The sequence below is a fragment of the Pontibacillus sp. ALD_SL1 genome, assembly GCF_017355605.1.
In genome coordinates this window covers 731,505-745,869 of the sequence record NZ_CP062974.1, presented here as the reverse complement: position 1 = coordinate 745,869, position 14,365 = coordinate 731,505, and the positions used below count along the sequence as shown (strand labels likewise).

Below are 14,365 nucleotides of genomic sequence, written 5' to 3'. Positions count from 1 at the left end.
CCCCAAACTCCCTTCATATGCTAATGGTTGTATTTTATCAAAGGTGACCATCGAATGCACGTTCGCCTCATAATTCGACAGTTTTCTGGGGAAGATAACCGAGGAGGTGACTTAAATGGCTAAACGAAAAAAGAATCCATCAGAACGCGCGAAAAGCGCAGCTAGCGTAAAAGGATCTCCAAATAGCGGTCCAGTCGAGCGCTTCCGTGATGATCCTGACCACCAAACAACAAATATGCAATATAAAAAAGAAAACACAGCTGGGGAGTAATCCCAGCCGTGTTTTTCTACGATTCTTTCTTCGATAATTGGAAAGCACGTTTGAAACTTTTCATCATATTTCCTTTTCCATACATTAACACACCACCACGATAAATCCGGCCTCCAACAACAGCAAGAAGAAGAATCGTGCCAATGAGTAAACCGATTGATATCCCTACTTCCCACCACGGAATATCTAACATTCCTACGCGAAGAAACATTAACATAGGTGCAAAGAAAGGAATAAATGAGGTGACGGTGACTAACGTAGTCTCAGGAGCGTTTAACCCATACATTGCAATCATAAATGCAGCCACAATAAGTAAAATCATCGGAGTGACTACTTGTTGAGCATCTTCTGTACGACTCACCAGCGACCCTAGCATTGCAGCGAGGGTTGCGTATAGTAGATATCCTAGTAAGAAGAAGACACCTGCAAAGATTAGCGTTGAGGTATTGGCATCCCCAAGCCCAAAGTAGGTGAATATGCCACCTTGTAGGTTATCCATATTAGCTGTTACAGACTGAACCCCAACAAGTAAGATCAACCCAAATTGAGTGACCCCTAACAAAGCAATTCCAATAATCTTCCCAAACATTTGCGTAACAGGTGACACACTTGAAATTAATATTTCCATCACACGCGAAGACTTTTCTTGCGCTACTTCTTGAGCAATCATATTCCCATACATGATAACCCCCATATATAGTAGAAATAGCATTACGTATACAAGACCACGAGCTTCACTTAATTCTTCCTCCGTTTTTGCCTCTTTATCAAGGGCAACTTTCTCAAATGTTACAGGAGCAAATATTCCGTTCACCGTCTGTTGATCAATACCCGCCTTTTCAGTAGCCACAGTCACCTTTACTTGCTGTAACGCCTGCTGAAGACGACCACTAATGCTGTTCTCAGCAATTTGTTTCGTATAATAGGTACCGGATGGAATTCCATCTCCACTCGTTTGAAGCGTCAGAACCCCTCTATATTCCCCCTCTTGGACAGCTCTCTTCGCTTCTTCCTCACCATCGGAGTAGGACTCGAGTTCTAACTCAGCTTGCTGGGCACTTAGTTGTTCTTTTAAAGGAGTAATAAACTGTCCAGTGTCATCAACAACCGCAACTTTCGGAGCCCGAGCACCTTCCTCATCACCACTTCCAACCGAATCCATAATACTTTGGAAGTTTGTTAGCGCAACAATGAGCAATAAAATAATACCTGTTGTAATCAGAAACGTCTTAGACTTTAGACGACTGAAATAAGTGTGGCTCATAACAATCCAAAACTTATTCATAAGAAGCGCCCACTTTCTCTATAAAGATATCGTTTAAAGATGGCTCTTCAAGGTCGAATGTGCGAACAAAGCCTTTCCCTTGCAATGCTTCAAACACACGCTCTGCCACCTCTTCTGCTTCCACCTGCAGCTCACAACCTTCCCCAACAGCCCTGTACGATACAACCCCCGGGATATCACGTAAGTAGGATAAATTGAAGTCCGCATGCACAACGAGATTTTTCTTTCCGAATGAGCGTTTAATCTCTTTTAATCCTCCATGAACTACGGGTTTCCCTTTATGTAAAATACATAAGTGCTCACAAAGTTCCTCAACGTGTTCCATACGATGTGACGAGAACACGATCGATGTTCCATTTTCTTTCAAGTTCACTACAGCTTGCTTTAATTGTTCAACATTTACAGGATCTAGTCCTGAGAAAGGTTCATCTAATATTAGTAATTTCGGCTTATGAATGACTGCAGAGATAAATTGAATTTTTTGCTGATTTCCTTTTGATAACTCTTCAATTTTTTTATTCTTGTATTCCGGTACTCGAAAGCGTTCTAACCAATGATCTAACTCGCTTATAACCTCTTGCTTCGACATACCTCTTAGTTTTCCAAGGTAAATTAATTGATCTTTAACAGTTAATTTCGGATATAAGCCTCGTTCTTCGGGTAAATAGCCAATAAGATGGCTTTTACTGTAATCAATTGCCTCATTGTTCCATTGGATCGATCCTTCACTCGTATCCATTAACCCTAGAATCATTCGGAACGTAGTGGTTTTCCCAGCTCCATTTGCGCCTAAAAAGCCAAAGATCTGACTCTCTGGTATCGATAAAGACAAATGATCAACAGCTGTATGAGCCCCGAAATGCTTTGTTACTTGATTTAATGATAATGTCATATCTGTACTCCCCCTTCTCAATATTAATACGTGCAGATGAATGATAAGTTTCATTATTTAGGAAGAAGGAGAAAAAGAAACCACTTCCGAATATGTAAGGAAGATAGGAGGAATGAATTATGGAAGCTTACATTTTAACGGTCTTCGCTCCAGATGGGACTCAATTATTAGAAGAGTCCTTTGAAGCACAAGACGATCACGACGCTAAGAAAATTGGCCAGAATCTTCTTGAAGACAACGGATATAGTGAACATACTCACCGCTGTGTATCCCCAGATGGTCGTATGGTTTTATTCCATCGTTAAACCTAAAAGCGCCTGCTTGGACCTTTCCAGACAGGCGCTTCATTGTTACTCCCCTTTAAAAACAGGAGAACGATGCTCCATAAATGCGGCTACCGCTTCTTTATGATCGTCTGTATGACGTAATTCAAACTGATGAAGTCGTTCCTGATCCATCAATTGCTTCAAGCGTTGAACAGACTGACCATGGTACACACGCTTCGAGCGAATCATAGCTTGTAGTGGTCTACGACTCCAATAAGCAGCAAGGTTCTGAGCAGCATCTTCTACTTCACCTTCACACACCTCATCAACTAACCCTTGTGTAAGAGCTTCTTCTCCGGACAAAGCCTTTCCTTCCCATGCAAACAATTTGGCTCTCTGAGTACCTAACCGCTCTTGAAGCCAAAAATGTCCTCCTCCATCAGGCAAAAGACCAACACCTATAAAATTCATAGATAAACTCGCTTCTTTATGAGCCATTACATAATCACAAGCTAACGCTAAACTAAGACCCAATCCAACAGCAGGCCCATGGACAGCAGATATAACAAGTTTCTTCATTAGAAACAAGCGCATCATGACTTCTTCTATGTCATCCATTACTTCCTCATAAGCTTGTTTATCCCGTGTCCCTTGCATCATGGCCAAGTCCCCACCAGCACAGAACCCTTTTCCAGTTCCAGAAAGGATAACAATGGAGTCCTGGTTATCTTCAATACTTTGAAGTTGATGTTTCAGTTCCCTCAGGCTATCCTGATTCAGTGCATTCATCTTATCCGGCCGATTTAATTTCAAATGTGTAACCCCGTCTAAGCGGTCTACCGTAAAATAACTCATAAAACTCCCCCATTCGTTTAATAAAGTCATATACTGCTACAATCTATCAACAACATTCGAGGAACTTCCTGAAAAATCCTGCTTCCCTCACCAATGCAAACAAAAAAGAGTCTCTTTTTTTATACAAGGATCTGTTAAAGTGTCATGTTATTATGTTTGTTCCACAGGATTGCTGAAGCTTCGAAGCTGAGACTTTAAGGAAGGGATGGCCGTTACCCTTTGGGGCTAGGGATCCAAGTAAACAAAATCGTTATACTTAACCGATTTAAAATTCATTTAACTTTTCACGTCTAATTACCAACACGAACAAAACCTTACACAAAAAAACCGCAACCTAAAGGTTGCGGGTTTTTATTAGTCTTATTGTTGTTCGCCTTCTCCAGCGCCGTATAGGTCTTCAAGAGGCTTCGTGATGATGCGACTAACATCATTAATCACTTGGTTTAAGTGTTGCTCTTGTTCCATAAGTTTAGAAATTTGAGGGTGTTGTTGTACTGTCTCAACTACTTTACGAGCTTGCTCAACTTCTTCCTCAGAGATCTCTTGACCTTGCATTTGTTTCTGCTGAAGTTCAATTTGAGTGTTGCGGAAGTTATCGAACATTTGCTTCGCAGCTTCGTCAGCCATTACTGCGTTGTATGCTTCTTGTAATTGTGTGAATTCTTCACTGTTGCGTAGAGCTGTTTCTAGCTCATAAGCGTGATCATAGATATTAGCCATGAATAAGCCTCCTACAATTGTTTTTCTTCTCATTCCTTTCCACTATAACAAACGAGACTAGCTGTGTATAGCAATTCCCATTATTCATCCTAGTAAAAGAATAATTCCAGCCTGAATGATACCGATTAATCCTCCGAGCAACGCTCCAAGGTACGTAATCATCTTAAATTCACGCTTGGAAATTCCTAATACAATATCTTCTAGACGCTCTACTGGGAAAGCTTGCACTTCTTTACGAACAACTTCTGATAGATGTAAGGTTTCCATTATTGAAGGAAGACGGGATGAGAGGGATCCCCCTATCTTACCAACGAGTTGAGGCACTAGGGTCTCAACAATATAAGGCTGAAGGTTCTTTGTATGTTCTGCGATCGAACGCTCGAGCCATACATCTGTTGGAATGGATGATACGATTTGCTCGCTGATTTTATTAGGAATTCCTTCTAAACCAAGTTTCTCTTCATATACCGAGAAAGGTTTTTCCATCCACTTATCCCACTCTGTATGAAGCACTTCTTTCAACCAGTAATGCGCATCTTCTGAGTTTAAGAAATCAGAAACAGCAGGCTGCACTTTATCAGCTAGGCCTTGATTTCCCATGAAGGACGAGATCATATTGCCAAGAAACCCTTGTCCCTCTAAGTAATCTTCAATAATCGCACCGATCTTAGCTCTTCCCTCTTCACTGGAGATGAATTCATCAATCTGCTTTAAAATGTATTCACTCGCTTTACCCACTTGTGCTTTCCCTTTATAAAAAGCATTGTCACCAATTAATTCCCGAACTGATTTAGCTCTGGCATCTTTCATGTAGGCGTTGACTTGGTCTTCTGTAAAGTCTTTTAGTTTACTCTCAATCACCTGCTGATTTACAGGAATCTGAAAGTCATTCAATACATGCTGCAAGGACCGCTCACTAGATAAAAACGATGTGACCTCTTTCTGTGCGTACTCTACAACTTGCTGCTGAAATGTATCATCATCCAGTTTTCGTTGTATTCCTTCTGGTGTTAACAAATGGTCCGTTACCATTTTCCCCAATTGCTCCGCCAATTCATCATGGCGCTTTGGAATCAAACCAGGTGTAAAAGGAACTCGTTTGTTAAAGATATATTTCGCTTTAAACGGGCGAAATAACATACGAATCGCAAGGGAGTTTGTCATACCACCAATTAAGGCTCCAATTGCGACCATCATCAGGATTAATAAAAATGTATTCATGAGATCTACCTTTCTTCTTCCATCTTTTCACTAAAAGTATAGTATACCCAAATCAAAAAGGTAAGAAAAGCCTTCGCATGAAATGTTTTCTCTCCTCATAAAATGATAGGGAATCGGTGATCTAGGAGGCCAGAAAGCCATGGAATCATATTATTTTTATGCTAAAACGTATACAAGTCAAAAGATGAGAATCATTGTGCCTAAAGAAGTGTACCCTGCCTTTCATAAAGTCCAAACCATATGGTGCGGGGTTAGATCAAACGAGATAGAAGTTATGACACACCAAAAAGATGAAGACACCATTTATTTGTCGTCTCAATTAAAAGACGAGTTAAAGTTACCTGACCTTTCTACCCTCTCTTGTTCTGTAGAAGAGGCAAATGTATGGGTTCAGCCTCTACTTGGAATATTTACAGCAGGTTTCACAGAAAATCGAGATACCCCCATCGGTGACCGGACAGCTATCTTTGAAGCCATGTCAATAACCGGACAATCTTATGGGTTTGAAACGATTGTATTTGGCTATCAGCATGTGAACTTGGAAGATGAAACGATCAATGGCTATGTGTTTCATAATGGCATATGGGAACGAAAAACCTATCCTTTCCCGTATGTTATCTATGATCGAATCCCAAACCGTAAGATTGAACATCATCCCCTCGTCATCCGTATAAGAAAACAATTACAAAGCAGAACGATTTGGTTCAACTCAGGTTTCTTTAATAAGTGGAAAGTTTATGATCGATTGAAGCGCACATATCAGGTCTCTCACTTCCTCCCTCAAACAACATTACACCCATCACCAGAACGTGTGCTTGAAATGCTCCAACAAGAGAAAAAGCTTTATATTAAACCCATTCATGGAAGTAAGGGGACAGGAATTAAACGGTGTCGCTTAAGAGAGGAAACTGGGGAAATTGAATGTCAGTACTATGAAGGTGAAAAGCTCGTCCATCAACGCTACCAAGATGGTCAAAATATGATTAATCAGCAGTTCCCAAACGGTCTGTATGGATATATTGTACAACCAGAAATAGAACTCAAAACAAAACGCTCTACCCCTATGGACTACAGAGTTCATACAAATAAAAACGAAAAAAATGAATGGGTAGTTACGGCAATCTGTACGAAATTTGCTGGCAAAGGCAGTTTAACAACTCATGTACGACGAGGGGGCTCCCTCCATACGTTAGAGGAATTATTCGACGACCGCGAGAGTCAACAAGTCTATACGAAGCTTGAACGGTCGGCTTTAGAAATAAGTAAGGTGTTAGATCGAACCCTAAAAGGACCTCTTGGAGAAATTGGTTTTGACTTTGGAATCGATCAGGAAGGTCAAGTCTGGATGTTTGAGGCCAACTCGAAGCCTGGATATGTCCTTTACGATCACCCTACTTTCAAGCGCGAGCAAAATGTAATTCTCTCCTATCCTTACCGTTACGCCAAATACCTTTATCAACAACGCATCACACAAACATAAAAAAGGCCTCTAAAGAGCGACTCTTTAATAAGCTAAAGGGGTAAAGCGTGCCAGACACGCTTCACCCCTCTAGTGTACTATAGGTTCCTCCATTTAACGCAGACGCCCATATATGGTGGAGAAGCGCGTAGCGTGTTCCATTTCATCTGTCATGGCTATAAATAAAGGTTCATAAGCATATTGAACCGGCATGTGAAGAAGCATATTCCTATACAATTCATAAGTTTCCAATTCATCTTTAAGAGCTTCAACCACTCCATCTTCAAAAGACTCAAACTCCATACGCTTCATTGGATGTTCGTAATATCGACCCGTCAGCTGATAATACAATCTCTGAAAGCTATGGTAATGCTTCTCTTCATCCTGTTCACCATGCTGTATAAATTCTTTAAATAATGGATTCGGTGTTTCCTCTTTTAATCGTTTATAGAAGTCATTAGCTGTCCACTCCGCTTCAATGGCAGCTTCTAAATTTTTGATAAAATCGGATTGATTCAACGCAGGTCACCTCTCCTTCTACTTCTAAATGTATGACAGAACAAATAGGCTATGCATAGCCCTTCTCCTACGACGGAAAACTACATACAGAAAGGAGATGATGAAAGAATGGCACACCCAAAAAATGAAAAAGAACGAGACAGCCGTGAAAACTATGAGGTTGATGTCGATCGTATGATTAATGAAGGAATGGCTGGTGGAACTGTTAACTCCAGATATAACCACGCTCAAATTGAAGAAGCTCGTGAGTTACCAAAACAAAACGAAGCCTTCTCGAATAAAACCCAACACCAAAAACATTAAAACCAAAACGCAAGTTACGCTTAGCATTGTATAGACTGGGCTAAAACAAAAAGGCGATCCGATATCGGATCGCCTTTTTCCTATATTAACGACTCTTTACAATCATTTGCACGGCTTCTTGAATAAGTTCATCTGCTGGTTCTCCATTTTCCTGAGACTCCCGCAGGCACGTCTCTAAATTCTTTGCTACAATATAGCCAATAGAACGATCAATCGCGGAGCGGGCAGCAGATAATTGCGTAATAACGTCTTTACATTCTTTATCTTCTTCCATCATTTTCAATACACCGCGAACTTGTCCCTCTATACGCTTTAAGCGATTTTTCATATCTTGCGTATATTGGTTCATGTCTTGTACTTCTTGGTCTGCCATGGTCAAGTACCCCCTTTTCGAAAATCTATCTATAATAAGTCTGTAAGATTAGTACCCTTATAAGTATTATACAATACCATCGCTTGGAAAAAAAGCGATAGCCTGTCACCTTATTAATCCAATTGGTATAATAGGGTTATACATATTAAGCTCACCACCTACTTACTACAAGAAAGAGGGATTCAAATGTTTGAACAAATCCAAGCGATCTTCCCACAAGCTATTTTACTAAGCCAGTCAAACGACGACTGGGATCGGTACCATTGGTATAAAACCTCTGATGATGAAATTATTGGGATACCCAAAAATACAATAACTAATAAAGAACAAGAACTATTAAATACGTTTCTTACACCTTTTGTGGAACAGCACCCAACCCTTACAACCAGAGAAAAACTTTGGCAGGGATGGATTCTGGGTAGCGAAATCCCCAATGAAAACACTCTTTTTCCTTCCTCATTTCGATTTGTCTATTTCTCTTTAACAAATCTAGACATTGACCCAGACGTTTTCCACGAAGCCATCCAAGGGCTCTTCCCTCACCAAATGCCTATTATCTGGCACAATCAGCACGAGGGAATTATCATTGAAGAACAATTTCAGAAAGAAAAAGAATACATCGAATACGAGCAAATGATTGACGTATTAATGAGTGACTTCTATACAAAACTATCACTGTATATTACACCGTATTATGATTCAAAAAATGACATCCACCATGCGTATTCCTGGGGGGTGACCCTTTTCAAAAAGATGCTACGTTATCATCCTAAGCCTGTCATTACGTATCAAGATGCTATTACATATATGTATTTAGATGGGTTGAGCAAAGAGCATGCAGCCAACATCACTTACACATTGCTCCACCCGGTCATCGATGACTCTGATCTTTTACACACCATACAAGTGTTTCTTGAAGCGAACTCAAACACTACTCTTGCCGCTAAAAATTTATACATGCATCGAAACAGCCTACAGTATCGTGTAGATAAGTTTATTGAGAAGACAGGTATTGATGTAAAGCAGTTCCAAGGAGCACTCATCACCTACTTAGCCATTCTTAACCTCCAGCATAAGGACTAGCCTTTCGGTAAAGTGCACAAACGATTAGACGATCTTTGTGCACTTATTCCATTTACCATTTTCCCAAAATTATCTACACTAAAGTTAGTAAATAAAACGCTTTCATAAACAGGGGGAAGAAAAATGGCTGAATTAAAATTAGATAGTATTCAAAAGGTTTATGACAATAAAGTCACAGCAGTAGACAACTTCAATCTCGATATTAAAGATAAAGAGTTTATTGTATTCGTTGGTCCTTCTGGTTGCGGTAAGTCAACTACACTTCGTATGATTGCTGGACTTGAAGAAATTTCAGGTGGCGATTTTATGATTGACGATAAAAGAATGAACGATGTAGCACCCAAAGATCGTGATATCGCGATGGTATTCCAGAACTACGCTCTTTACCCTCATATGAACGTATACGATAACATGGCATTTGGCCTAAAGCTTCGTAAATTTAAAAAAGATGAAATCGACCGTCGTGTTCAAGATGCCGCGAAGATTCTAGGGTTAGAAGGATACTTAGACCGTAAACCAAAAGCGTTATCAGGTGGTCAGCGCCAGCGTGTTGCATTAGGACGTGCAATCGTTCGTGATGCAAAAGTATTCCTAATGGACGAACCTTTATCAAACCTTGATGCAAAACTTCGTGTTCAGATGCGTGCTGAGATTCAAAAACTTCACCAGCGCCTACAAACAACTACGATTTACGTTACACACGACCAAACAGAAGCTATGACGATGGCTACACGTCTTGTTGTTATGAAAGACGGATTCATCCAGCAAGTCGGCCGTCCAAAAGATGTATATGATGAGCCTGAAAATGTATTCGTAGGAGGATTCATCGGTTCTCCAGCAATGAACTTCTTCCACGGAACACTAAAAGACGGTGACTTCTATATTGAAGACTATCGTATTAAAGTACCTGAAGGCAAAATGAAAATCCTTCGCGAACGTGGATATGTGAATCAAGAAGTTATTCTTGGAATCCGTCCAGAAGACATCCACGATGAGCCTGTTTTCATCGAATCCAGCCAAGATACAAAAATCAATGCAACGATTGACGTAGCCGAACTTATGGGTTCTGAATCCTATCTATACTCTTCCGTTAAAGGTCAAGAATTCATTGCCCGCGTCGACTCTCGTTCTGACATTACTGGCGGACAAAAGATTGACCTAGCTCTAGATATGAACAAAGCACACTTCTTCGACAAAGACAATGAAAGCCGTATTCGATAATCATATTGAAGGCTGCCCCCTTTTGGGAGGCAGCCTTTTTGTTTTTGCTTGATAAGGGTGTTTAGACGCTTTGGGCGGGCGTCTCGTCACTTTGGGCGCGCGTTCCGTCACTTCGGGCGCGCTTCTCGACGCTTCGGGCGCGCTTCTCGTCACTTTGGGCGCGCTTCTCGACGCTTCGGGCGCGCTTCTCGTCACTTTGGGCGCGCGTCCTGTCACTTTGGGCAGGCTTCTCGTCACTTCGGGCGCGCGTCCTGTCACATCGGGCGGGCTTCTCGTCACTTCGGGCGCACGTCACGACGCTCCCTCACAAAAAAGGGAGCTATTATAAAGCCCACTCCTCTAATCTACCCTTATTGATTTTCTTCTTGTACGGTGTACTCATTTATTGTCTGGCACCCGGAGCAATAAAGTACATGAAGGCAGGTATGCTCATCTGTTGAATGCTTTAAACCATCTACTAATTTTAACCCTTCATCATCTAGATAGGGGCTGTATTCATCTAAGTAATCAACCAACCTCCCTCGATCTTTCATTTCTCCCTCACACTCAGGACAAGAAAAAGAAAGAATTTCAAATCCATTACAAGCTGGACAAATGAACATGTTTTCACCTTCTTTAATTCATAATAAGAAAGAAGTGCGAGCTTACCATAAAAAGAGGGATGGTTTCCCATCCCTCTTCAGCCATAGTATGAAGTTGTTATTGTTGTTGAGATCCACCATACTGCTGTTCAGCCATTTGAACTAAGCGTTTAGTGATCTCTCCTCCAACAGATCCATTCTGACGGGAAGTGGAGTCTGGACCAAGTTGAACGCCAAATTCTTGAGCAATTTCAGTTTTCATTTGGTCTAATGCTTGTTGTACACCTGGTACTACTAATTCATTTGAGTTGTTGTAAGCCATGATGTTTTCACCTCCTGTGATAACTATTGTGACCCTACTCGAGAGAAACTATGAACAAAATGATATGGTAATTTCCACTAAAAACTATGGAGATAATTACCTCTCATAAGAAGATTAGATTTTCACACAATAGGATTACACAGAAACACAAACCTCAACTTCCAAACAGGGGCCATCATGGTAAACATCCCAGAAGAGCCCACCAATACATGATGATAAGAGGTGAACAAACATGGCTTATAACAACTCTAACGAACTTGTAGTACCTGGTGTACAGCAAGCACTTGACCAAATGAAAACTGAGATTGCTCAGGAGTTCGGAGTTCAACTTGGTCCAGACTCTACAGCACGTCAAAACGGTTCAGTAGGCGGAGAGATCACTAAACGTCTTGTACAAATGGCTGAACAACAGTACGGCGGAAAATAATTGAATATGTATGGAAAAGAGCCCCCGAGTCATCTCGGAGGGCTCCTTCGTGTATTTATTGGGTAGGCTGTGTCATCGCTTTTGGATTAATATACTCTTCTACTTGTTCTGCTGTAAGAATGCCTGTATCTACTGCCGCTTCCTTCAACGTTTGATCATGTTTGAACGCATGCTTCGCAATGGTAGCCGCTTTCTCATAACCAATGTGTGGATTTAAAGCCGTAACGAGCATAAGAGAATCTTTTAGATACTGGTCAATCTTCTCTTGGTTAGGTTCTAATCCTTCAACACAACGCTCGTTAAACGACTCCATACTGTCTGCTAATAGCTGACATGATTGGAGGAAGTTATAAGCAATTACTGGTTTGAAGACATTTAGTTCAAAGTTCCCTTGGCTCGCAGCAATGCCGATTGTTGCATCATTCCCCATAACTTGAGTTGCCACCATTGTGACGGCTTCACTTTGAGTGGGGTTCACTTTCCCTGGCATAATGGAGCTTCCCGGTTCATTTGCTGGAATCGTGATTTCACCAATACCGCAACGAGGGCCACTAGCTAACCAACGTACATCATTGGCAATCTTCATCATATCCGCTGCTAACGCTTTCAAAGCTCCGTGGGTGTGGACGAGCTCATCATGGCTTGTTAGCGCATGAAACTTATTGGATGCTGAAACAAAGTTTTCTGAAGTAAATTCACTAATGGCTTTGCAAACTTTGTCTGAAAAGTCCACATGAGCGTTCAGCCCTGTACCGACTGCCGTTCCGCCAATCGCTAATTCACGTACATAGGTCAAACTATCTTCAATCATCTTCTCCGTTTTTTCAAGCATACGGTGCCAACCGGAAATTTCTTGGCCGAGTGTTAAAGGTGTGGCATCTTGTAGATGCGTGCGGCCAATCTTTACGATTTCGTTATACGCTTCCATTTTTTCTTTCAATGTTTTCTTTAATGTTGCCAACGCAGGTAATACCGCTTCTTTTACTTTAAGTACGGAAGCAACGTGCATAGCTGTTGGATATGTATCGTTTGAGCTTTGCGATTTATTCACGTCATCATTAGGATGGAGGCGTGCTTCATAGCCATGTTCTTGCAGCCATTCATTCCCTACATACGCCATTACTTCATTAACGTTCATGTTGGACTGAGTACCGCTACCGGTTTGCCATACAACAAGAGGAAAATGCTCTTCAAGCTCTTCATTTGTAATACGATCCGCTGCATGAGCGATTGCTTCTGCCTTTTCTTTTTCGAGAAGCCCTAGTTCGTAATTAGCCTTTGCCGTGCTCTTCTTCAGGATAGCAAACGCATGAACGACCTCTTTCGGCATTCTTTCGTTTCCAATCGGGAAGTTTTGTTTACTTCGCTGTGTTTGGGCTCCCCAATATTTATCAGATGGTACTTTAATTTCGCCTAACGTATCCTTCTCAATACGATAATCCATCAAGATCCTCCCTTTCTCACACTCCATGTTATTACCACAGATGTCCATGATTAAAACTTGTTTTTATAGAGAAATACTCTATCCCTTACCTATTCTCCATAAGGTGTGAAATTCCTTCCTTTGTTCAAACAATCAAGAGACAGGGTTAAAGGGATGGCTTATAATGGAAGTAACTAGTAAAGGGGGGATCTTCATGCCCAATATATGGACACACATCTTGTTCGCTGAAGATATTATGGATGGAATAAATGCTCCGGCAGAGTATCAAGCAACAGGAAACTACTTGAACCTTGGAGCTCAGGGTCCAGATCCATTCTTCTATCATAATTTTTGGCCTTGGAAAAAAGACGAATCCATTAATGAAATCGGGAACGTACTTCATCACGAAGCTTGTGGCCCTTTTCTTATAGACCTGATTGCTGGATCCAAAGATTTAAATAAATATGCCAAGGCTTATGTAATGGGGTTTGTAACTCACCATATATTAGATCGTAATACACACCCATTCGTTCATTACTTTTCAGGATACGAGAAAAATAAACATCAAGAATTTGAAGTCATTGTTGATACGATTATGATGGAACGTTATCGGAATTTAAAGACATGGAAAACACCTGTTTATCAAGAAATCGATGTTGGGCCTTTCCTCGACGTGGAAGTGTCATCATTATTAACGAAAAACATTATATCTTTCTTCCCTTCGATGGTCAGCAAGATTCCTCTGAATTTCGTCAATGCAGCTTATAAAGATATGAAAAGAGCTTTTCACGTCTTATATGATCCATACGGATGGAAAAACGCGCTTCTCGGTAGCCATGTTTCTCCTTTCTCTCATCAGCCTCTGAAGACCAACAAGGATTACTTAAACTTGGAACATAACATCTGGTATCACTCAGCTACGAACGAGCCTCACCAAGAAAGCTTCCTTGACCTATATGAGGAAGCAAGACGTGAGGGACTCGAAATCTGCTCTGAAATGCTCCTTTACTGGGAGAACCCAACGGATGAGGCGCTTAATAAAATTGCCTCACTCCTTGATAATATTTCGTACGATACCGGCAAACATTTAGACGAGCAAGCGGTCAACAAGTTTAGCAACCCTGTTGTCTAATCCAGATAGAAA

The 14,365-nt window shown here is 41.0% G+C and carries 18 protein-coding genes; 8 read left to right on the top strand and 10 right to left on the bottom strand.

The genetic code is table 11. The features are described 5' to 3' along the window. Positions 1-115 precede the first annotated feature (115 nt). Positions 116-271, top strand: a complete 156-nt coding sequence (locus IMZ31_RS03805; RefSeq protein ID WP_156969222.1) for a YuzL family protein — start codon at positions 116-118, stop codon at positions 269-271. 16 nt (positions 272-287) lie between these two features. Here the strand turns inward: IMZ31_RS03805 and IMZ31_RS03800 are convergent, their stop codons facing one another. Beyond that, positions 288-1,556 carry an ABC transporter permease gene (locus IMZ31_RS03800; RefSeq protein ID WP_207529285.1) on the bottom strand — a complete coding sequence of 423 codons (1,269 nt, stop codon included), beginning with the start codon at positions 1,554-1,556 and terminating at the stop codon, positions 288-290. Next, a complete protein-coding gene (locus IMZ31_RS03795) occupies positions 1,549-2,448 on the bottom strand; it encodes an ABC transporter ATP-binding protein (protein WP_207529284.1) in 900 nt (299 codons plus the stop codon). The genes IMZ31_RS03800 and IMZ31_RS03795 overlap by 8 nt, the downstream gene beginning before the upstream one ends. 119 nt (positions 2,449-2,567) lie before the next feature. Here IMZ31_RS03795 and IMZ31_RS03790 point away from each other — a divergent pair, with 119 nt between their 5' ends. Continuing rightward, positions 2,568-2,753: a YhzD family protein gene (locus tag IMZ31_RS03790; protein WP_207529283.1), complete on the top strand. Its 186-nt coding sequence runs from the start codon at positions 2,568-2,570 to the stop codon at positions 2,751-2,753. Between the two features lie 45 nt (positions 2,754-2,798). Here IMZ31_RS03790 and IMZ31_RS03785 read toward each other — a convergent pair whose 3' ends face one another. The 3 genes from IMZ31_RS03785 to IMZ31_RS03775 form a co-directional block, all read right to left on the bottom strand. Further along, positions 2,799-3,569, bottom strand: coding sequence for an enoyl-CoA hydratase (locus IMZ31_RS03785; RefSeq protein WP_207529282.1), 771 nt, complete (start codon positions 3,567-3,569; stop codon positions 2,799-2,801). Positions 3,570-3,929: 360 nt separating this feature from the next. Beyond that, the gene (locus IMZ31_RS03780) at positions 3,930-4,289 is read right to left on the bottom strand and encodes a YlbF/YmcA family competence regulator (protein ID WP_188655610.1); all 360 of its coding nucleotides are present in this window, start codon (positions 4,287-4,289) and stop codon (positions 3,930-3,932) included. A gap of 84 nt (positions 4,290-4,373) precedes the next feature. Next, entirely contained in the window at positions 4,374-5,510 is a 1,137-nt protein-coding gene (locus tag IMZ31_RS03775) for a DUF445 domain-containing protein (protein ID WP_207529281.1), read from the bottom strand. A gap of 139 nt (positions 5,511-5,649) precedes the next feature. Between IMZ31_RS03775 and IMZ31_RS03770 the strand changes: the two genes are divergently transcribed. Beyond that, positions 5,650-6,990, top strand: coding sequence for a YheC/YheD family endospore coat-associated protein (locus tag IMZ31_RS03770; RefSeq protein ID WP_207529280.1), 1,341 nt, complete (start codon positions 5,650-5,652; stop codon positions 6,988-6,990). A gap of 93 nt (positions 6,991-7,083) precedes the next feature. On the opposite strand, the gene IMZ31_RS03765 is transcribed toward IMZ31_RS03770, so the two are convergent. Next, the gene (locus tag IMZ31_RS03765; RefSeq protein WP_207529279.1) at positions 7,084-7,488 is read right to left on the bottom strand and encodes a ferritin-like domain-containing protein; all 405 of its coding nucleotides are present in this window, start codon (positions 7,486-7,488) and stop codon (positions 7,084-7,086) included. 108 nt (positions 7,489-7,596) lie between these two features. On the opposite strand from IMZ31_RS03765, the gene IMZ31_RS03760 reads away from it, so the two are divergent. Beyond that, entirely contained in the window at positions 7,597-7,791 is a 195-nt protein-coding gene (locus tag IMZ31_RS03760) for a hypothetical protein (RefSeq protein ID WP_207529278.1), read from the top strand. Between the two features lie 85 nt (positions 7,792-7,876). Here IMZ31_RS03760 and IMZ31_RS03755 read toward each other — a convergent pair whose 3' ends face one another. After that, entirely contained in the window at positions 7,877-8,164 is a 288-nt protein-coding gene (locus IMZ31_RS03755) for a metal-sensitive transcriptional regulator (RefSeq protein ID WP_229721282.1), read from the bottom strand. A 186-nt stretch (positions 8,165-8,350) separates the two neighbouring features. On the opposite strand from IMZ31_RS03755, the gene IMZ31_RS03750 reads away from it, so the two are divergent. Both IMZ31_RS03750 and IMZ31_RS03745 read left to right on the top strand, forming a co-directional pair. Next, a complete protein-coding gene (locus IMZ31_RS03750; protein WP_207529277.1) occupies positions 8,351-9,247 on the top strand; it encodes a PucR family transcriptional regulator in 897 nt (298 codons plus the stop codon). Positions 9,248-9,370: 123 nt separating this feature from the next. Continuing rightward, positions 9,371-10,468 (top strand): ABC transporter ATP-binding protein, encoded by a 1,098-nt coding sequence (locus IMZ31_RS03745; RefSeq protein ID WP_207529276.1) that lies wholly within the window; start codon positions 9,371-9,373, stop codon positions 10,466-10,468. A 350-nt stretch (positions 10,469-10,818) separates the two neighbouring features. On the opposite strand, the gene IMZ31_RS03740 is transcribed toward IMZ31_RS03745, so the two are convergent. Both IMZ31_RS03740 and IMZ31_RS03735 read right to left on the bottom strand, forming a co-directional pair. Next, a complete protein-coding gene (locus tag IMZ31_RS03740; RefSeq protein WP_207529275.1) occupies positions 10,819-11,070 on the bottom strand; it encodes a hypothetical protein in 252 nt (83 codons plus the stop codon). Between the two features lie 97 nt (positions 11,071-11,167). Further along, complete coding sequence (locus IMZ31_RS03735; RefSeq protein ID WP_036786801.1) at positions 11,168-11,371, bottom strand: alpha/beta-type small acid-soluble spore protein; 204 nt, start codon at positions 11,369-11,371, stop codon at positions 11,168-11,170. A gap of 232 nt (positions 11,372-11,603) precedes the next feature. Between IMZ31_RS03735 and IMZ31_RS03730 the strand changes: the two genes are divergently transcribed. Beyond that, positions 11,604-11,798, top strand: coding sequence for an alpha/beta-type small acid-soluble spore protein (locus tag IMZ31_RS03730; RefSeq protein WP_207529274.1), 195 nt, complete (start codon positions 11,604-11,606; stop codon positions 11,796-11,798). A gap of 55 nt (positions 11,799-11,853) precedes the next feature. On the opposite strand, the gene fumC is transcribed toward IMZ31_RS03730, so the two are convergent. Further along, positions 11,854-13,242, bottom strand: a complete 1,389-nt coding sequence (gene fumC, locus IMZ31_RS03725) for a class II fumarate hydratase (protein ID WP_207529273.1) — start codon at positions 13,240-13,242, stop codon at positions 11,854-11,856. Positions 13,243-13,435: 193 nt separating this feature from the next. Between fumC and IMZ31_RS03720 the strand changes: the two genes are divergently transcribed. Next, positions 13,436-14,353 carry a zinc dependent phospholipase C family protein gene (locus tag IMZ31_RS03720; protein WP_207529272.1) on the top strand — a complete coding sequence of 306 codons (918 nt, stop codon included), beginning with the start codon at positions 13,436-13,438 and terminating at the stop codon, positions 14,351-14,353. Positions 14,354-14,365 lie beyond the last annotated feature (12 nt).